The sequence below is a fragment of the Ruegeria sp. HKCCSP346 genome (assembly GCF_017872595.1).
Taxonomy (GTDB): Bacteria; Pseudomonadota; Alphaproteobacteria; order Rhodobacterales; family Rhodobacteraceae; genus Ruegeria.
Genome location: NZ_JAEDOT010000001.1, coordinates 1,556,562 through 1,574,500, shown reverse-complemented (window position 1 = coordinate 1,574,500; position 17,939 = coordinate 1,556,562). Strand labels below are relative to the sequence as shown.

The window sequence follows — 17,939 nt, the reverse complement described above, 5'->3', positions numbered from 1 at the left end:
GCGGCATATAGTCGGGAAAGCTTCCCCTTGCAAATGTGATGCGTGATTTGAATGATCACGGCAATGACAAGCCAAAAGGCGGAGAGCAGAAAATGAAATGGCTGATGCGCATCCTGTTTATCGTTGTCGCCGTGATCGCGTTGATCATCGGCGCGCTGTTGCTGATGCCGGGGGAAAAGCTTGCCGCGATTCTGGCCGAGCAGGTCAAAGCCCAGACCGGCCGTGATCTGACGCTGACCGGTGATGTGCGCATTTCCTTCTGGCCGGTGGTCGGGATGGAAACCGGGCCGGTACGTTTCGGCAACGCAAGCTGGGCCGGACCGGAGCCGATGCTCAGCGCGGATAGCCTGGCTGTCGGAGTGGACGCTGCCGGGCTGTTGAACGGGGATTTGCGGATCAAACGTGTTTTTGCAGACAATCCCGTGTTGCGGCTGGAACGATCCGATGGTCGCGGCAATTGGGAATTGAGCGCCCAGACAACCGCGACAACTGCGGTCGCGACCGGGGGCACGACGCCCGCTGAGCATTCGGGGCAGGTCACGCTGGATCAGCTGGAACTGACGAATGCACGGCTGATTTACGTGGAAAACGGTTCGACGCAGATGGATTTCTCGGGCGTGACACTATCTGCGAGCTGGCCCGAGGTGGCGGCCCCGTTGGTGATGGAGGCCGCCATGCCAGTGCCCGGAGGTGCGGTTCAGGTTGACCTGAAAATCCCGGACTTGCCGGCATTTGCCGCCGGGTCAGTGACTGATCTGGAATTGGCTTTGACGGCCCCGGGCGGAGAGATCGGATTTGACGGGCGCGTCAATCTTGCGGGTGAAATGGATGGAACCACCAAGGTCGTAACGCGTGACACTGAAGGGATGCTTGCCGCCTTCGGTCAGGCTGGCACATCCGTACCGCCCGGATTGGGCGAGACTGCCGACATTTCAGCGCATATGACGTATACGCAGGATGGGCGGGTTTCCATGCGGAACATGGTTGCGCAATTGGATGACAACCGGTTCGTGGGTGAGGCGGATATCACCATTTCGGACCCGCCGCGTATCGTGGCCCGTCTGGAAGCCGGTGATCTGGATCTGTCGCGGATTTCCGAAACTGCTTCTGCCTCAGGCGGCACGTCTCAGGCAAACGCTCCTGCACCTGAGGGGTGGTCGACGGACCCTATAGACGCGTCTGCTCTGGCATTGGCGAACGGTAAAATCCGCCTGACGGCGAACTCGATCGCCGTGCCCGGGATGACGTTCGGCAAAAGCGATCTGACCCTGTCGCTGGATCGGTCGCGGGCCGTTCTGGAAATGCACCCGGCCACGCTGTTTGCGGGTCAGTTGCACGGTCAGGTGGTGGCCAACAACCGCAACGGCCTGTCTGTGGGCGGCAACGTGACCGCCACCGGGATCGATCTGAAACAGGCACTGACCACGATGGCCGGGGTCAAACGCCTGTCGGGAACCGCTGCGGGAGCGTTTGAGTTTCTGGGTGTCGGCCAGTCCGAGGATCAGATCATGCGGTCCCTCAGCGGCAAGGGAAACCTGGATGTCGGTCCCGGAGTGATTTCCGGGCTCGATCTGGACCGATTGATGGGGCAGGGTACCGGATCAGGCGGAACCACCGTGTTCAACAGCCTGACGGCCAGTTTCACCATCGACCAGGGCGTGTTGACGAACAGCGATCTGCTCATGTCACTGAAGAATTTCCGCGCAGATGGCACCGGCACCGTGGACCTGGGGGCTCGCAACATCGACTATCTGTTCACGCCCGTGGCGCTGCGGGCCAATTCCGGGCAGGGGATATCGGTTCCCGTTCGCATCAAAGGCCCCTGGAGCGACCCGTCGATCAAGCCGGACCTGACCAAGGTGATCGAGGCGGCGGCGGATGTGAAGGTCAAAGAACTGGAAGACGACGCCAAACAGAAGGTTTTTGAAAAGGTCGGAAACGAATTGGATACGACGATCACCGACAGTGACCAGATCGAAGACGCCATCAAGAACAAGCTTGAAGAAGAGGCAAAAAAAGGTCTGCTTAAATTATTCGGCGGCGACTGAGCAACCATCGTGCTTGGGGCATCGGGATATGCCCCAAGCAGTTGTTTTCAGATGGTTTGGTCGTAATCGCCGACACCGGGCTCGGTTCGGATGACGGCGTCAATGTCCGCGAAGATGGCGCGCATCTCAGCCTCGCTTTCGCTGCTTTCACAGACGACGACCAGATTGGGGGTATTGGACGAAGCCCGCACCAGACCCCAGCTGCCGTTGTCCAGAATCACACGTGCGCCGTTCACCGTAACCACCTCTTTGATTGCGCGGCCTGCGAGTGTTTCGCCTGCATCTCCCTTGGCGACCAGCTTGTCGACCAGCCGCTGAAGGATATCATATTTCTGGGTATCGGCGGCGTGGGGTGACATCGTGGGCGTGGACCAGGTCTTGGGCAGGGCCTTGCGCAGGTCCGACATGCTCTTGCCCGGGTTGCGGTCCATCAGTTTGCAGATTTCGACCGCGACACGCATCCCGCAGTCGTATCCACGCCCGATCGGTTCGGCCAAAAAGTAGTGGCCTGATTTTTCGAACCCTGCCAGTGCCCCGATTTCCTTGACGCGGCGCTTCATGTGGCTGTGGCCGGTCTTCCAGTAATCGGCTTTGACGCCCAGGGCCTGCAACTCGGGGTCGCTGGCGAACAGACCGGTGGATTTCACATCCGCAACAAAGGTCGATCCGGGGTGAAGCTTGGCCAGGTCGCGGGCCATGATGACGCCAACCTTGTCGGCAAAGATCTCCTCACCCTCATCATCGACGACGCCGCAGCGGTCTCCGTCACCGTCAAACCCCAACGCCAGATCGGCACCGCTGGATTTCACCGTGGCGGCCATGTCGTGCAGCATCTCCATGGCTTCCGGGTTCGGGTTGTAGTTGGGGAAGGTATAGTCCAGCCGGTTATGGCTGGGCACGACCTCAACCCCGATCCGTTCGAAAATCTCGGGCGCAAAGGCCGAAGCCGTACCATTCCCGGTCGCGCAGACCACTTTCAGTGGACGGGACATTTTGAAATCCCCGACCAGGTCGTCGATATAGGCCTCTTTGACGCCATCGACGAACTCGTACGAGCCGCCTTCGCGCGCGACGCCCTCGCCGTTCAGTACGATGTCACGCAGTTCCGACATCTCATCAGGGCCATGGGTCAGCGGGCGGTCAAAACCCATTTTGACCCCGGTCCAGCCGTTCGGGTTGTGGCTGGCGGTGACCATGGCCACCGCAGGCACATCCAGATGGAACTGCGCAAAATAGGCCATGGGGCTGAGCGCAGGGCCGATGTCTTTGACGCGGATACCAGCCTGCATCAGGCCCAGCATCAGGGCATTTTTGATCGCCAGTGAATAATCGCGATAGTCGTTTCCGACCGCGATCACAGGCTCGATCCCGCGCCTGTGCATCTGTGTGCCAAGTCCCAGCCCAAGCGCGGTCATGCCGGGCAGGTTGATCTCTTCAGGATATTTCCAACGGGCATCGTATTCACGGAACCCGGTGGGCGTGATCATCGCGTCGCGCAGAAAGGTCCAGCTGTTGGGTGTTACCTCGGTGAGGGGTTTGATCATAAGAAATCTCAATCGTTAAATCTGAATCGGATTCTCTTTAGCAAGCGCATCAAATTGCATCAATGTGTCAACAAGTTGGGGCATCTGATCGAGCGGGATCATATTTGGCCCGTCCGATGGGGCCGAGTCCGGATCCTGATGGGTTTCAATGAACACGGCCCCGACACCCAGAGAAACCGCGGCGCGGGCCATCACGGGTGCAAATTCGCGTTGTCCGCCTGAAGATCCGCCCTGTCCACCCGGTTGCTGCACGGAATGGGTTGCATCCATCACCACCGGATAACCGGTTTGGGCCATTTGTGGCAGGGACCGCATATCAGCCACCAGCGTGTTGTAGCCGAACGAAGTGCCACGTTCGGTCAGCAGGATATTCTTGTTCCCCGTGCTTTCGATCTTGGACACGATATTGGGCATCTCCCACGGCGCAAGAAACTGGCCCTTTTTCACATTGACCACTGCGCCGGTATTGCCCGCAGCCAGCAGCATGTCGGTCTGACGGCACAGGAATGCCGGAATTTGCAGAACGTCCACCGCCTCGGCTGCGATGGCGCATTGCGCTTCGGTATGAACATCGGTCAGAACCGGGATGCCCATCGTTTTGCGGATGTCATCCAGTACCTTCAGCCCCGCATCAATGCCCATGCCACGCTTGCCCGACAGAGATGTCCGGTTCGCCTTGTCATAAGACGCCTTGAAGACATATTGCGCACCGGCTGCATCGCAGGCTTCTTTCATCTTGCCCGCAATCATCTGCGCATGGTCTGCCGTTTCAAGCTGACATGGCCCAGCTATGATGGTCAGTGGAAGGTTGTTGCCGACTGTCAGGTCGGAGATTTTAACATGTTTCATGAGTTTTATGAGGATACCTGTTCACGAAGGACCGACGCGGTAAGCGAGATCATCAGGTAGATACCAGCAAACAACAGGAATGCCAAAATCGTATTTTCGAACTTGCGCGGATAGCTGGGTTCCTGACTGGGAACCGGGTTGACCGAGACGGTCAGATAGCGCACCTGCCGGTTGGCTTCTGACCGGGTCGATTCCATTTGCTGCATTGCCGTTTGCAGCATCATGTCACGCGCCGCCAGGTCCGCCTGCGCGATTTGGATACGCACGCTCAGCCGCGCCAGCGAGTTTTCGCCGTCCGAGGCATCCTGCATCTCGGCATTCAGTTCTCTCAGAACTTTTTCCAGACGGGTGATATCTGCCTTGACGCCATCAACTTTTGCCTTGTTCGGGCGCAGGTTGTCCTGAAGCGCGGCGAGTTCAAGCTCTTTGTCCTGAACCAGTATTTCGATTTCGTTGATGCGGGCACGCAGGCTGGCAATGACGTTTTCGGGGTCAAGAACTGCGCCCTGAAGCTGAAGCTCGATCAACTCTTCCTGAGCCTGCCTGCGCGCTTCCTGCGCCGCTTCGAAACTTTGCAGCGCGTCGCGCATCTGGTCTTCGCGTTTTTTTCCGGACAAGGCGTTCACCCTGTCTTCGGCATAAGAAATCAGGCGCTCGGAAAATTCGGTCGATGTCTGCGCGTCGGGGGCGGCAACCTCCATCCGAATGACCCCTTCGGTCGGGTCATAGCCGATTGTAATCATGCGTTTGAACAGCTTATAGGCGTCTTCAAGCGAGGCGTCTGGCGCCAGTCTTTGAATCGGGTCGATCCATTCCTGCTTGAAAACATCAGAAAACCCGGCATCGCGGTCCAGCAACAGCAAAGCTTCTTTCGATTCCAGAAAGGACTGAACCGAGATCGAATCCTGTGTGGTGGCGAATTGCGTGCCGGCAAGCAGACCGCCGATATTGCCCGGTCCGCCATCCGCTTGAAGAATCAGGAATTCGGAATCGCTGGCATACATCGGCGTGGCGATGCGATAGAAATAGAAGCCGACAATGAAGGTCGGCAAGAACACAAAGGCCGCCAGACGCGCAAACAGTCCAAACAATTTACGCTTGCGACGACGGGCGATGTCTTTTTGGATTTGGCCAATTTCAAAATTGCGCCGCTCAGCCGGGCTGAGCTCGGGCCCGGGCAGATTTGTTTTCTCGGCACCCATGGCCTGCGGCAGTTGAACGTTGATCCTGTCCATGGGTTTGTCACCCTCGTCCGATGGCCTTGCGGCGGCAAGCTCCAGAAGATTGGTGCGCTGGAAGGGGTCGATGCCCTTTTTGCGCAGCAATCGCACCGCGTCATAGTCCGACGTCGCGGCCAGACCGTGTTTCTGCGCCAGACGTCGTGCGATACGCAATTGACGGCCCGTCAGGCCTTCGCGCTTGATGTCGTCCAGCTGCGTCCCGGGCTGTGCTTCGTCGGCGGCCGCAGGGCCTTGTGTCGCGTTGCGAATACGCGAGATGGCGTCCGATCGCGCCTCGGCCGAGTTTTCCGTCTGGCGTCTGCGGCGCCAGTTGTATTTTCTAACCTTGGGTTTCGTAGTCATACAGCTGCTTTGCCTCTTCCAAGGAGTCAAACATATACAATTGCCCGTCCAGAAGTACGGCCGCTTTCTGGGCGAATTTCTCCAACACGGACGGGCTGTGCGATACGATCACCAAAGTCGTCGTGCGCAACCTTTCCTTCAGGATCGCCCCTGCCTTTTCGTTGAATTCGACATCTGTTGTCGCCGGCATCCCTTCGTCGATGAGATACATGTCAAAGTCCAGCGCCAGCATCAAAGAAAAGGTGAAACGCGCTCTCATCCCAGAGGAGTAAGTGGCAAGGGGCTGGTCGAAATATTCGCCCAGACCGCAGAGCCATTTGCAATAGGCCTCGATATAGTCGGGGTCCATACCGTAGATCTTGGCGATGTAGCGCGCGTTCTCAAGCGCTGACAGTTTTCCCGACACGCCACCGGTGAACCCCATGGGGAAGGACACCCGGCATTCGCGGCGGACCACGCCTTCGTCGGGTTTTTCCAGACCGGCCATCATGTTGATCAACGTGGTTTTTCCGGTTCCGTTCGGGGCCAGAACGCCCAGTGAGGTGCCCAGTTCGACCCGAAACGAGACCCGATCCAGAATCACCTTGCGGCGCGTTCCGGTCCAGAAGGATTTGCTGACGTTGTCGAATTCTAGCATTCGCGGTCTGCTGCTCGTTTCGTTTGTGTTGTCGCACTTGCGGGCGGCCAGAAAGGGTATTTTTTACCGGCCCATGTTGGCTACATTATGTCGAATTATGAAACAAATGATCAATGCGGTCCGGCTGCGCGCATGAATGTCTGATTGGGTGCAGCAAAGGTTATCGGTCACTTGGTGCCGCGTCAGGTCGTTATTATCTGTTTTGGCAGCCGACAACAGATGGGATGGGCAGGGGCCTTCACGATCATATGAACGCTTTACGTCAGGAAATCCGCGCCTGCCGCTTGTGTGCCGACAGGTTCGCGCAAACAGAAACCGCACACGAGCCGCGCCCGGTGGTCTGGTTCCGCCCCGGAACACCGATCCTTGTCGCGGGGCAGGCACCGGGCGCCCGTGTGCACGAGTCGGGGCGGCCCTTCACCGACCCGTCCGGCGACAGGCTGCGGCACTGGCTGGGGATTGATGAGACGGTTTTTTACGATCGCGACCGTGTTTCGATTGTACCGATGGCGTTCTGCTTTCCGGGGTATGATGCGCGCAATGCTGATCTTCCGCCACCTGCGATTTGCCGCAAGACCTGGCATGACCGGGTGATGCAGGACCTGGGGCGTGTGCCGCTGACCGTGTTGGTCGGAGGTCATGCGCACAAGTTTCATCTTGGCGCGCGCGGGTCGGTTACGGACACCGTCCGCAATTGGCGGGACCATGCGCCGCGGGTCTTTGCCTTGCCTCACCCGTCCTGGCGCAATACGGCATGGTTGAAGAAAAACCCGTGGTTCGAGGCTGAACTGCTGCCTGTTTTGCGTGCACGGGTCCAAGAGGTGCTGAATGATTGAATCCACGGCGTTGGACACTGCGCATGCCGCGATGCAGGCGGACCCGACAAGTGATGCCGCTCGTCTGCGTTTCTTCGAACGGCTTGCGGATAGCGAGCTGTTTCTGATGCTGACCGAAGAAGCGCGGGACGAGAATATCTCGCCCGAATTGTTCGATGTGGCTGACGGGCGCTTTGTTCTGGCCTTTGATCGTGAGGACCGGCTGGCGCAGTTTGCCGGGCGGCCCGTGCCTTATGTGGCGCTGTCGGGGCGGGTGCTTTCGGGGATGCTTTCGGGGCAGGGCATCGGGCTTGGTCTGAACCTGGAGACTGCGCCATCTTCGATGCTGGTCCCGGCGGAAGCCCTGGAATGGTTGGCTGAAACGTTGCAGCACCGCCCGCAAAAGGTCGAGGAAGAGCTTGCCGAGTTTTTGCCCCCTGCCGGCCTGCTGCAGGCCCTGCTGACCGCGCTGGATGCGAAACTGGCGACGGCAGGCGGACTTGCAAGCGCGGCCTATCTGGTTGCCACCAAGTCCAAATCGGGCGCGCAGGGCCATCTGTTGGGATTTGTCGATGCCATCGAGGGGGCCGAGCCCGCTTTGGCCAAGGCCGCGTCCGAGGCGCTGACCTTTTCCGGGATCGAGGCAGGCGCGATGGATGTCGGGTTTTTCACCGCAAGCGAGGCCGCCGCCGCGCTTCTGGCCAAGGTGGGCCTTCGGTTTGATCTGCCCCAGCCGCAAATTGCCGAAGCGGTCCGCGAAGCCCCCGGCAGCAATCCGGACAACCCACCCATTCTGAAATAACCATCCAAACACAAACACGCGGCGCAAGCTGCACCGCGTGTCATAGCGCCTAAGATATGTTTATTCCGCTGCCGCTTCCAGCTTGTCCTGCGTGCGGGTTTCGAAATCGCTGGCGTCGTGGCGTTCGTGAAGCTGCGTGTGCGGCTCGCCAAAGGCGCGGTTGACCATGCGGCCGCGCTGAACCGCCGGGCGCGCGTCGATTGCCTTGGCCCATCGCATGACGTTCTTGTAGGATTCCACGTCCAGGAACTCTGCCGCGCTGTAAAGGCGGCCCAGAACCAACTGGCCATACCAGGGCCAAATCGCCATGTCGGCGATCGAATAGTCTTCGCCCGCGATGAAGGTTTTTTCCGCCAGTTCACGATCCAGAACATCCAGTTGGCGCTTGGTCTCCATGGCGAAACGGTTGATCGGGTATTCCCATTTCTCGGGCGCATAGGCGTAGAAATGCCCGAACCCACCGCCCAGGTAAGGCGCGCTGCCCATCTGCCAGAACACCCAGTTCATCACCTCGGTCCGCTCGGGGCCGGATGCGGGCAGAAACGCGCCGAACTTTTCAGCCAGATGGAACAGGATCGAGGCGCTTTCAAAAACACGAACAGGTTTGTCACCTGACCGATCCCAAAGCGCGGGGATTTTCGAGTTCGGGTTGGCCTCGACAAAGCCCGAGCTGAATTGATCGCCTTCTCCGATGTTGATCAGCCAGGCGTTGTATTCAGCGCCTTCATGACCAAGTGCCAACAGCTCTTCCAGCATCACTGTGACTTTTACGCCATTGGGTGTCGCGAGCGAGTAAAGCTGAAGAGGATGCTGTCCGACCGGCAGGTCCTTGTCATGGGTCGCTCCGGCGATCGGTCGGTTGATGTTGGCGAATTGTCCGCCACTTTTACTGTCCCAGGTCCAGACCGCTGGAGGGGTATACGAGGATTGGTCGCTCATCTCTTGCCTTTCTTGCCTATGTCAGGGCTGCCATACAGCTAATATTGCAAACCGCCGAGTCCAACCCCACTCAACTGGCGTATTCTGTAACAATCCGCCTCCAAACTCTCACGTTTTCTCGTGTCGGGTCACAGCGGCGTTAGGGGGACTACGCACCGCTTGGGAATCGCATATTGTCCTGTCAGACCTGCCGCAAGGCATCACGGATTTAGTTGACCCGAAAAGGATGAACGACATGAAACGCTTTGCATTGACACTCGCTGCGGCCATAGCTCTGGCGGTTCCGGCTTTTGCCGGCCCTCAATATATCGACGGCACAGGTTTTGCTGTTTCGGGTTATGATGTCGTTGCCTATCGCAGCCTGGATCAGATGCCTGTGGGCCAGTCGCAGCCCGAAGGTGTGCGCGGAAATGCCAACATCACCGCCGAGTACAACGGTGCGACCTGGGCATTTGCGACCGAGGAAAACCGCGACAAATTCCTTGAAAACCCAGCATACTACGCGCCGCAATATGATGGGCACTGCGCTTACGGCGTGTCGCGTGGTGGCAAGGTTCCTGCAAATCCAAACCTGTGGCGGATCGTGGATGACAAGCTGTATCTCAACATCACCGACGTGGTTGTCGGATTTTTCGAGGAAGACATTCCAGGCAATATCAATCTTGCCGAAGGAAACTGGCCCGGTATCGAACCAAGCGACGCTTCGACCAATGTGATCCCGAAATTCACGTCGGAAGGCCCGGTTTCGAACTGATCCGGCATCAAAAGACCCAAGCCCGGCTGGTCCAGCCGGGCTCAGGCCGTTACCCCGCAAGCCAGAATTGATCCCGAATATCCTGATCGGCATCAAACCTGATCCGCACGCTCTTGGCGCCCGGAAACTTCCGTTCGCGGATCGTATCGGGGATGATGACTTCTCCGGCGCCGGTATCTTTTGACTGAAAGCTCAAAATTTCAGCCTCGGTGTGGCGCGCGTTGGTCAGGACGGTCGTCGGCAAGGCCACGCGATTTGCCCCATGATGCACGGGCGTGGTGACAAAATAGGTCAGATGCCGCCCGTAACACCCGACCGCGTCGGGAACGTGATCCGAGACACATGCATCAGATCTGTCCTGAACATCCGCTTCATCGTGCATTTGCGGCAACCTCTGGTCGGGATTCAGCATCGCCTTGCAGGCGGCGATATCCTCCAGCGGAAGTTCGATGATGCGCTTCTTCAAACGGGGTCGGCGCGGTTGCGGAGGGCCGGAACTGGCACCACCTTTCATAACCAAACCTTCTTTGCGCAGAAAATCATAAGCCGCCTTGGCGCGCGAAAAACCGGAACTGTCCCCATCCTTGTGATCGGGGTGTGAATGGAATGCGATCTGCCTCCATGCGTCCCTGATCTCTTGGGAACCGGCGCAGGGGCTCAACCCCAGATCCGCCAACGCATCCGCGCGTGCCCGCACTTTATCGACAGGTTCCATACTCAAAACACTCTTTACAAACTACACAGTACCAGTGTGGTCACAGTCATAGTTTTGTCAATTTTCAAGGATGATTTGCGGGGCTGGTGACAACAATCGCGATGTTGAGATTCAATTGTCCCTCAAAGGCGCCGTTTTATAGGCGTGGTTGTGAAACAGTACACATCTTCCGAAACGACAAACGCCCGGGCGTAAACGTAACCCGGGCGAACCATTGGATTTTTTGAAAGTCAGGCAACGTTTTCCAGTTCAACGCGCGGTGTAATGCCCAGTGCAAAGCAGACATCGCGCGTCAATTCGGGACGGTTCAGGGTATAGAAATGCAGCTTGTCCACGCCGCCTTCGATCAGGTCTGAACACAGCTCTGTGCAGATTGCCGTGGCCAACAGATCCTCACGCCCATCGCGCACCGCCTTTTCAAACGCCTGTTCGACCCACTGGGGAATATGCGTGCCACAGCGCTTGGCGAAGTTGCGGGCGCCTGCCCAGTTCTCGATCGGCAGGATGCCCGGCACGATCGGTTTGTCGATGCCGGCCTTGGCGCAAGCATCGCGGAACCGGAAAAAGGTTTCGGCTTCGAAGAAGAACTGCGTCAGCGCTTCGTCTGCACCTGCGTCCAGCTTGGCCTTCAGCCAGTCCACATCCGCAGCCATGTTGGCAGCCTCGGGGTGGGTGTCGGGATAGGCCCCGACACGAATGCTGAACATTTCGGTTTGGGCCAGTGCCTCGATCAGTTCAACAGAACTGGAAAACCCGTCGGGGTGCGGCACAAACTTGTCCTGACCCTTTGGCGGGTCGCCGCGCAGGGCGACGATGTCCTGCACGCCGGCGCGGGCAAAGGTGTCTGCGATCTCCAGCGTTTCCTGCCGCGAAGCATCGACACAGGTCAGATGAGCGGCCACGTTCAGGCCCGATGACTTGTGCAGGGTCGAAACCGCGTCGCGCGTAAGTTCACGCGTCGTGCCACCAGCGCCGTAGGTGACGGAAACAAAGCGGGGATCCAAAGGGGCCAATGTCTGGACCGTGTCCCAAAGGCGGAAAGAGGCTTCCAGAGTTTTGGGCGGAAAGAACTCGAAGGAAATTTCAGGTTTGGACATCGTGGCCTCACTGGATCAACTGAGCCTCTTGTGCCATGGCATGCATTGTGAAACAAACTCATATTACTCAACAACAACATGAATGCTGTTTGAAATGCATATTGAATTCCGGCACCTGCGCACTATCAAGGCGATCCATGAATGCGGCGGGCTGGCCCGCGCTGCGGATCAGTTGAACATCACCCAGTCCGCATTGAGCCATCAAATCAAAGGGTTGGAGGATCAGGCCGGGGTCGAGCTGTTTCTGCGCCGCTCCAAACCCATGAAACTGTCGGCTGCCGGTTTGCGGCTTTTGCGCCTGGCCGAGCAGATACTGCCGCAGGTCGAAGCCGCCCAGAATGAGTTTTCTTCGCTGCGGGACGGGCGCACGGGGCGGATGCATATAGCCATCGAATGCCACGCTTGTTTCGAATGGCTGTTCCCGGTGCTCGAATCCTTCAGGAAATCCTGGGGCGACGTGGATGTCGATATCCGCCCTGGTCTTGCCTTCGACGCGCTTCCGGCCTTGCAGAAGGAAGAGGTCGATCTGGTGGTCTCGTCCGATCCCGAAGACCTGCCGGGTGTCGAGTTTGTCGAACTTTTTGATTATAACGCGGTGTTTGTGGCCGCTTCGACCCATCCCCTGGCCAAGAAAGACTATGTCGAGGCCGAGGATTTTCGCGGCCAGACCCTGATCACCTATCCAGTGGAACGCACGCGTCTGGATGTGTTCAGCCAGCTGTTGATCCCGGCGCGGGTTGAGCCTGCCACGATCCGGCAGGTGGAACTGACCGCCGTCATCCTTCTGCTGGTGGCATCGAACCGGGGCATTTCAGTGCTGCCGGATTGGGTCGTGCGCGAGGTCAAATACAACTCGGACTACGTCACCCGACCCTTGACGAAAGAGGGCATTACACGGCGTCTCTATGCCGCGGTCCGTTCGGAAGATCTGGAGAAACCCTTTGTGCAGGAACTGGTGAAACTGGCCCGGGAAGAAGCGCGCAAGCTGCAATCCCAGTAACGGCGTTTCCTGCGGGTCTGTTATGCGCATCATTCCTCTTGGCAAGGGCGCATTGCGGCAGTATACGCGCGGTTTGACCGGACAGGAGCCTTTTGACAATGGTTGGCAGCGCAAATCTCAACATCATGATCAAGGCCGCGCGCAAGGCGGGGCGTTCTTTGGTCAAGGATTTCCGTGAAGTCGAGAATCTGCAGGTGTCGATGAAAGGCGCCGGTGATTTCGTCTCGAAGGCCGACATCGCCGCCGAAGCCATCCTGAAAGAAGAGCTGCTGGGCGCACGACCGACCTATGGCTGGCTGGCCGAAGAGGGCGGCTCCGTCGATGGTGAGGATCCGACCCGCCGCTGGATCGTCGATCCGCTGGACGGCACCACCAATTTCCTGCACGGCCTGCCGCATTGGGCGATTTCCATAGCACTGGAACACAAGGGCAAGATCGTTGCCGGCGTGATCTATGACGCCGCCAAGGACGAGATGTTCTTTGCTGAAAAAGGTGAGGGCGCTTGGATGAACGACACCCGTATTCGCGTGTCGGGTCGTCATCGCATGATTGAATCGGTCTTCGCGACCGGTCTGCCCTTTGGTGGCCGCTCGGATCTGCCTGCGACTTTGCAGGATCTGGCGCGTCTGATGCCCGCCTGCGCCGGTGTGCGTCGTTGGGGCGCCGCCGCGCTGGATATGGCATATGTGGCCGCAGGCCGGTACGAAGGCTTTTGGGAACGCCGCCTGAATGCGTGGGATCTGGCTGCCGGTGTGATCATCGTCAAAGAGGCTGGCGGCTTCGTGCAGGCGCTTAACCCTGAAGGCAACGTGCTGGAAGATGGTGAAGTGATCTGTTCGAACGAACCGATCTTCGATCAGTTCGCCAAGGTGATCCGGGGCTAGGCGCCCTTTGAACCGGCTTTAGCGGCGCGGAACGCGCGGAATGCGGGATTGTGACAGCTTGTACCTCGCTTCCGGGTGGGGCGGATGTCCGTGGGTGCGATCCCAGAACTGAATTCCGCCGCGTCTCAGCCACAGCGGGATGCACAGGATCAGGCCAACGGCAAATCCCCCGGTATGGGCCCAATAGGCGATGCCGCCGTCGTCTGGATTGCTGGTGACGCTGCCAAAGAACTGTATCGCCAGCCAGACGCCCAGCATGATGAAGGCGGGGATCGTAAAGACCCTGAAATAGACGATCAGGATCAGCAGGATATCCACCCGTGCTTTCGGGAACAGCAGCAGATACCCGCCCATCACGCCCGCAATCGCGCCCGAGGCCCCAACAGTGGGAACTTGGGATTCGGGCCCGGTGATGACGTGAATCAGGCCCGCGCCGATTCCTGCCGCCATGTAAAACAGCAGGAAGGGCAGATGGCCCATCTCGTCTTCCAGATTGTCACCGAAGATCCACAGAAACAGCATGTTGCCGGCCAGGTGCATCCACCCCCCGTGCAGGAACATGGATGTCACCAGGGTTTCCAGCCCGAACCCGTCGCTGACCCGCGCGGGAATAATGGCGTAGTCGAAAAACAGCCTGCCGGTCCGTGGCCCATCATCCATGATCCCCACATAGCTGAGGAAGATCAGGATATTGGCCGCCAGCAAGGCATAGACAACATAAGGTGTGCGCCCCGAGGGGTTATGGTCGCGGATCGGAAACATGCCGTGACGCTGGGCTTTTGTGCGCCCAGCGTCAAGGCAAGCTTATGCCGCACCTCCCAACAACACGGCGTTTCCACCCGCCGCGGTCGTGTCCACGCAGACATGGCGTTCACCCAGAACACGCGCGCGGTCGGGCTTGCCGGGAATAAGCGGCAGAATCGGGCCGTCGCGGCGCGCCAGATGGTGTTCGATCTGCCCCGCTGTTTCCTCGTCTCCCCACCACAACACGCCCGAAATGCCGGTCAGGTTTTCCAACCGGTGCAGGTCAAGCATCCCGGTCGCCTGAATGGCGGTGCCACCCAGCGCAGCTACAGCATCGGCCTGCGCACGCGCTGCGGCCTCTCCGGGTCCCAAGCAAAGAAGAGGCGGACGGGGATACACGCTCAGGCGGTTCGATTCACCGGTCGGGCCGGGCAGGGACCGGGTTTTGACCGGCGCAGGTTGACCTTGTGCAGCAGGCAGATCAGCCACGGCGCCCCAGGTATCCGCCGTGCTTTGACGGTCGGGTGCGCAGAACCGGATCATGTAGTTCGGCCCACCCGCCTTGGGGCCGGTGCCTGACAATCCTTCGCCACCAAAGGGCTGAGACCCGACGATGGCGCCGATCTGGTTGCGGTTTACATAGATGTTGCCCGCATGGATCGCCTCGGTCACATGCTGCACGCGGTCGTCTATGCGGGTGTGCAGGCCGAAGGTCAGGCCGTATCCGGTGGCGTTGATATCGGCGATGATCTTGTCGATCTCTTGCGAGTTGAACCGGGCGACGTGCAGCACCGGGCCGAACACCTCGCGTTCCAGCGCGGCGATGCCGGGGATCTCGATCAGCGTCGGAGAAACAAAGATGCCTTCGGGCGGCAACGGAAGCTCCTTCAGCACCCGCCCTTCGTTGCGCGCCTTGGTCACATGTTCGGCGATGCCCTGACGGGCCTGTTCGTCGATCACCGGTCCGCAATCCGTCGACAAAAGCCAGGGGTCGTCGACCGACAGCGCATCCATCGCCCCTTTGAGCATGGTCAGAACGTCATCGGCGATGTCTTCCTGCAAATACAGGCAGCGCAGGGCGGAACAGCGCTGGCCCGCCGACTGAAAGGCGCTTTCGATGATCGATTGCACGGCTTGTTCGGGAAGGGCGGTGCTGTCGACGATCATCGCATTCAGACCGCCGGTTTCCGCGATCAGCGGCGTACCGGGGCGCATGGATCCGGCCATCGCCGCACGGATTTTCAGCGCGGTGGCTGTTGACCCAGTGAAGGCCACGCCCGAGATGCGCGGATCCGACGTCAGCGCCGCACCCACGGCAGGCCCACCCGGCAACAGTTGCAGCACATCGCGTGGTACCCCCGCCTCGTGCATAAGCTGAATGGCACGATGTGCGATCAGGGGCGTCTGGGGCGCAGGCTTGGCCAGAACCGCGTTTCCGGTTGCCAGCGCAGCAGAGATCTGCCCAGAGAAAATCGCCAGCGGGAAGTTCCACGGGCTGATGCAGGTGAAAATCCCCGCGGGTTCGGCATCGGGGATGTTGGCTGCATAGTAACGCAGAAAATCCACCGCCTCGCGCAGTTCGGCCACCGCATCGGGCAGCGACTTCCCGGCCTCGCGCGCCAGCAGGGCAAACAACTCACCATAATGCACTTCGTAAAGATCGGCTGCGGCATTGAGGATGCGGGCGCGTTCGGCAGCGGGGGCATCCCAGGGGTTGGCCGAGGCCAATGCCATTTCCACATCCGCCGCGCTGGCTGGGGCCATCGCGCCGGGCTTGTCCTGAGGCCGTGCCGGATTGATCACCGGCTCATCCGCATCGGGTTTAGCCGCATCGGCCAGCAAGGGTTGCGCATACCAATGATGGGCGCGGAACTGATCCCGTGCCGCATCAATCTGATCCAGGGTTGGTGTGTGATGCAGGTCAAAACCCTTGGAATTCGGTCTTTCAGGCTGGAACAATTCCGGCCCGGTCGGCAGTGCGGGCGGAGGGGTCCGGACCGCAACAAACGGATCGGCGGCGACCACTTCCGGTGGCACATCTTCGTCCACAATCTGGTTGACGAAGGATGAATTCGCGCCGTTCTCCAACAAGCGCCGAACCAGATAAGCCAGCAAGTCGCGATGCGCCCCCACAGGTGCATAGATGCGGCACCGGGTGTTCTGCTTGTCCATCACGATCTGATGCAAGGTCTCGCCCATGCCGTGCAGGCGCTGGAACTCGAACGGTTGATCCTTGGCCATGTGAAGGATGGCGCTGACCGTGTGCGCGTTGTGCGTGGCAAATTGCGGATAAATCCGATCGGTCATGCCCAGCAGTTTGCGTGCATTGGCGATATAGGAGATGTCGGTTGCCGCCTTGTGCGTGAAGACGGGAAAGCCATCCACACCTTCGACCTGCGCGCGTTTGATCTCGGTATCCCAATAGGCGCCTTTGACCAATCGCACCATAATCTGGCGATCGTGACGTTCGGCCATGCCATACAGCGTATCCAGTACCAGGCCTGCGCGCGGGCCATAGGCCTGAACCACGATGCCAAACCCGTACCAGCCGGCAAGGGCCGGGTCGGACATCACCGCCTCTATCACCTGCAACGACAGCGACAGGCGATCCGCCTCTTCTGCATCGACGTTCAGGCCCATTCCGGCCGCCTTGGCCAGCAGTGCCAGTGCCCGCAGCCGCGGCACCAGCTCGTCCATCACACGCTGTTCCTGTGCCAGCTCATAACGGGGGTGCAGGGCGGACAGTTTTACCGAAATGCCCGGGTTGGCGCGGATATCGTCATGGGTGCAGGCCTCGGCAATGGCCGAGATGGCGCGGGAATAGGACAGGTGATAGCGCGCCGCGTCCGCTTCGGTTCGGGCCGCTTCGCCCAGCATGTCGTAGGAATAGGTATAGCCCTTCTCCTCCATCCCGCGTGCGCGGTCCATGGCGGACTGAATGGTTTCCCCCAGAACGAACTGCCGGCCCATCTCTTTCATCGCGCGTGCCACGGCAGTGCGGATCACCGGCTCGCCCAACCGCTTGATCGCACCGCGCAGCGCCCCGACCGGAGACGCCTTGCCCTCGTCCAGCACCTTTCCGGTCAACATCAGTGCCCATGTCGAGGCGTTCACCAGCGAGGACGAGGATTGCCCCAGATGCTTGCCCCAATCGGAGGGCGCGATCTTGTCTTCGATCAGCGCATCAATTGTGTCGGCATCCGGCACACGCAGCAACGCCTCGGCCAGGCACATCAGGGCGATGCCTTCGTCGGTGGACAGGCCATATTCGGCCAGAAACACCTCCATCAACCCCGGAGAGGTGCTGGACCGGATATCGCGCACAAGCTGCGCAGCCGCGGCGCCGATGGCGCTGCGATCCGTGTCCGTCAGGCTGGCCTGAGAGATCAGTGTCTCAAGAACTGCCGACTGATCGGCATAGGTGGAAGTATCGATGAGGGTGCGCAGGCTGTGTGACATATGTCCTCCGGTCTTTGCGATAATATAATGCGGAAAAATCAGGACAACGGACTGAGTTTGATATATTTG

15 protein-coding genes are annotated in these 17,939 nt (G+C 59.3%); 6 read left to right on the top strand and 9 right to left on the bottom strand.

Annotated features, from left to right (window positions below):
* Positions 1-38 precede the first annotated feature (38 nt).
* Complete coding sequence (locus tag I9185_RS07880; protein ID WP_245223429.1) at positions 39-2,048, top strand: AsmA family protein; 2,010 nt, start codon at positions 39-41, stop codon at positions 2,046-2,048.
* A 47-nt stretch (positions 2,049-2,095) separates the two neighbouring features.
* Here I9185_RS07880 and I9185_RS07875 read toward each other — a convergent pair whose 3' ends face one another.
* Genes I9185_RS07875 through I9185_RS07860 form a run of 4 tightly spaced genes read right to left on the bottom strand, consistent with a single transcriptional unit; the run spans position 2,096 to position 6,661 of the window.
* Positions 2,096-3,592 carry a phosphomannomutase/phosphoglucomutase gene (locus I9185_RS07875; RefSeq protein WP_210092724.1) on the bottom strand — a complete coding sequence of 499 codons (1,497 nt, stop codon included), beginning with the start codon at positions 3,590-3,592 and terminating at the stop codon, positions 2,096-2,098.
* Positions 3,593-3,607: 15 nt separating this feature from the next.
* Positions 3,608-4,441 carry a 3-deoxy-8-phosphooctulonate synthase gene (gene kdsA, locus I9185_RS07870; RefSeq protein ID WP_210092723.1) on the bottom strand — a complete coding sequence of 278 codons (834 nt, stop codon included), beginning with the start codon at positions 4,439-4,441 and terminating at the stop codon, positions 3,608-3,610.
* Positions 4,442-4,446: 5 nt separating this feature from the next.
* Positions 4,447-6,024 carry a capsule biosynthesis protein gene (locus I9185_RS07865; RefSeq protein WP_210092722.1) on the bottom strand — a complete coding sequence of 526 codons (1,578 nt, stop codon included), beginning with the start codon at positions 6,022-6,024 and terminating at the stop codon, positions 4,447-4,449.
* Positions 6,002-6,661 (bottom strand): ATP-binding cassette domain-containing protein, encoded by a 660-nt coding sequence (locus I9185_RS07860; RefSeq protein ID WP_152458943.1) that lies wholly within the window; start codon positions 6,659-6,661, stop codon positions 6,002-6,004. The genes I9185_RS07865 and I9185_RS07860 overlap by 23 nt, the downstream gene beginning before the upstream one ends.
* A gap of 248 nt (positions 6,662-6,909) precedes the next feature.
* On the opposite strand from I9185_RS07860, the gene I9185_RS07855 reads away from it, so the two are divergent.
* Complete coding sequence (locus tag I9185_RS07855) at positions 6,910-7,497, top strand: uracil-DNA glycosylase family protein (RefSeq protein ID WP_210092721.1); 588 nt, start codon at positions 6,910-6,912, stop codon at positions 7,495-7,497.
* Positions 7,490-8,278, top strand: a complete 789-nt coding sequence (locus I9185_RS07850) for an SseB family protein (protein ID WP_210092720.1) — start codon at positions 7,490-7,492, stop codon at positions 8,276-8,278. Before I9185_RS07855 ends, I9185_RS07850 begins: the two co-directional genes overlap by 8 nt.
* A gap of 60 nt (positions 8,279-8,338) precedes the next feature.
* Here the strand turns inward: I9185_RS07850 and yghU are convergent, their stop codons facing one another.
* Positions 8,339-9,217, bottom strand: a complete 879-nt coding sequence (yghU, locus tag I9185_RS07845) for a glutathione-dependent disulfide-bond oxidoreductase (protein WP_171722774.1) — start codon at positions 9,215-9,217, stop codon at positions 8,339-8,341.
* Positions 9,218-9,452: 235 nt separating this feature from the next.
* Here yghU and I9185_RS07840 point away from each other — a divergent pair, with 235 nt between their 5' ends.
* Positions 9,453-9,971: a YHS domain-containing (seleno)protein gene (locus I9185_RS07840; RefSeq protein ID WP_171634317.1), complete on the top strand. Its 519-nt coding sequence runs from the start codon at positions 9,453-9,455 to the stop codon at positions 9,969-9,971.
* 49 nt (positions 9,972-10,020) lie between these two features.
* On the opposite strand, the gene I9185_RS07835 is transcribed toward I9185_RS07840, so the two are convergent.
* Together I9185_RS07835 and metF are read right to left on the bottom strand one after the other, a co-directional pair.
* Positions 10,021-10,686, bottom strand: a complete 666-nt coding sequence (locus I9185_RS07835) for a J domain-containing protein (RefSeq protein ID WP_171722775.1) — start codon at positions 10,684-10,686, stop codon at positions 10,021-10,023.
* Between the two features lie 230 nt (positions 10,687-10,916).
* Positions 10,917-11,783 carry a methylenetetrahydrofolate reductase [NAD(P)H] gene (gene metF / locus I9185_RS07830; RefSeq protein ID WP_210092719.1) on the bottom strand — a complete coding sequence of 289 codons (867 nt, stop codon included), beginning with the start codon at positions 11,781-11,783 and terminating at the stop codon, positions 10,917-10,919.
* Between the two features lie 94 nt (positions 11,784-11,877).
* Here metF and I9185_RS07825 point away from each other — a divergent pair, with 94 nt between their 5' ends.
* Positions 11,878-12,783, top strand: coding sequence for a LysR family transcriptional regulator (locus I9185_RS07825; RefSeq protein ID WP_171723621.1), 906 nt, complete (start codon positions 11,878-11,880; stop codon positions 12,781-12,783).
* A gap of 98 nt (positions 12,784-12,881) precedes the next feature.
* A complete protein-coding gene (locus I9185_RS07820) occupies positions 12,882-13,667 on the top strand; it encodes an inositol monophosphatase family protein (RefSeq protein WP_171722777.1) in 786 nt (261 codons plus the stop codon).
* Positions 13,668-13,685: 18 nt separating this feature from the next.
* Here the strand turns inward: I9185_RS07820 and I9185_RS07815 are convergent, their stop codons facing one another.
* Together I9185_RS07815 and putA are read right to left on the bottom strand one after the other, a co-directional pair.
* Positions 13,686-14,429, bottom strand: a complete 744-nt coding sequence (locus tag I9185_RS07815; protein WP_210092718.1) for a rhomboid family intramembrane serine protease — start codon at positions 14,427-14,429, stop codon at positions 13,686-13,688.
* A gap of 42 nt (positions 14,430-14,471) precedes the next feature.
* A complete protein-coding gene (putA, locus tag I9185_RS07810; protein WP_210092717.1) occupies positions 14,472-17,870 on the bottom strand; it encodes a bifunctional proline dehydrogenase/L-glutamate gamma-semialdehyde dehydrogenase PutA in 3,399 nt (1,132 codons plus the stop codon).
* Positions 17,871-17,939: the final 69 nt, after the last annotated feature.

Coding starts and splice junctions, on each gene's coding strand:
- I9185_RS07880 (WP_245223429.1), top strand. CDS start 39: ATGCGTGATTTGAATGATCACGGCAATGACAAGCCAAAAGGCGGAGAG.
- I9185_RS07875 (WP_210092724.1), bottom strand. CDS start 3,592: ATGATCAAACCCCTCACCGAGGTAACACCCAACAGCTGGACCTTTCTG.
- kdsA (WP_210092723.1), bottom strand. CDS start 4,441: ATGAAACATGTTAAAATCTCCGACCTGACAGTCGGCAACAACCTTCCA.
- I9185_RS07865 (WP_210092722.1), bottom strand. CDS start 6,024: ATGACTACGAAACCCAAGGTTAGAAAATACAACTGGCGCCGCAGACGC.
- I9185_RS07860 (WP_152458943.1), bottom strand. CDS start 6,661: ATGCTAGAATTCGACAACGTCAGCAAATCCTTCTGGACCGGAACGCGC.
- I9185_RS07855 (WP_210092721.1), top strand. CDS start 6,910: ATGAACGCTTTACGTCAGGAAATCCGCGCCTGCCGCTTGTGTGCCGAC.
- I9185_RS07850 (WP_210092720.1), top strand. CDS start 7,490: ATGATTGAATCCACGGCGTTGGACACTGCGCATGCCGCGATGCAGGCG.
- yghU (WP_171722774.1), bottom strand. CDS start 9,217: ATGAGCGACCAATCCTCGTATACCCCTCCAGCGGTCTGGACCTGGGAC.
- I9185_RS07840 (WP_171634317.1), top strand. CDS start 9,453: ATGAAACGCTTTGCATTGACACTCGCTGCGGCCATAGCTCTGGCGGTT.
- I9185_RS07835 (WP_171722775.1), bottom strand. CDS start 10,686: ATGGAACCTGTCGATAAAGTGCGGGCACGCGCGGATGCGTTGGCGGAT.
- metF (WP_210092719.1), bottom strand. CDS start 11,783: ATGTCCAAACCTGAAATTTCCTTCGAGTTCTTTCCGCCCAAAACTCTG.
- I9185_RS07825 (WP_171723621.1), top strand. CDS start 11,878: ATGCATATTGAATTCCGGCACCTGCGCACTATCAAGGCGATCCATGAA.
- I9185_RS07820 (WP_171722777.1), top strand. CDS start 12,882: ATGGTTGGCAGCGCAAATCTCAACATCATGATCAAGGCCGCGCGCAAG.
- I9185_RS07815 (WP_210092718.1), bottom strand. CDS start 14,429: ATGTTTCCGATCCGCGACCATAACCCCTCGGGGCGCACACCTTATGTT.
- putA (WP_210092717.1), bottom strand. CDS start 17,870: ATGTCACACAGCCTGCGCACCCTCATCGATACTTCCACCTATGCCGAT.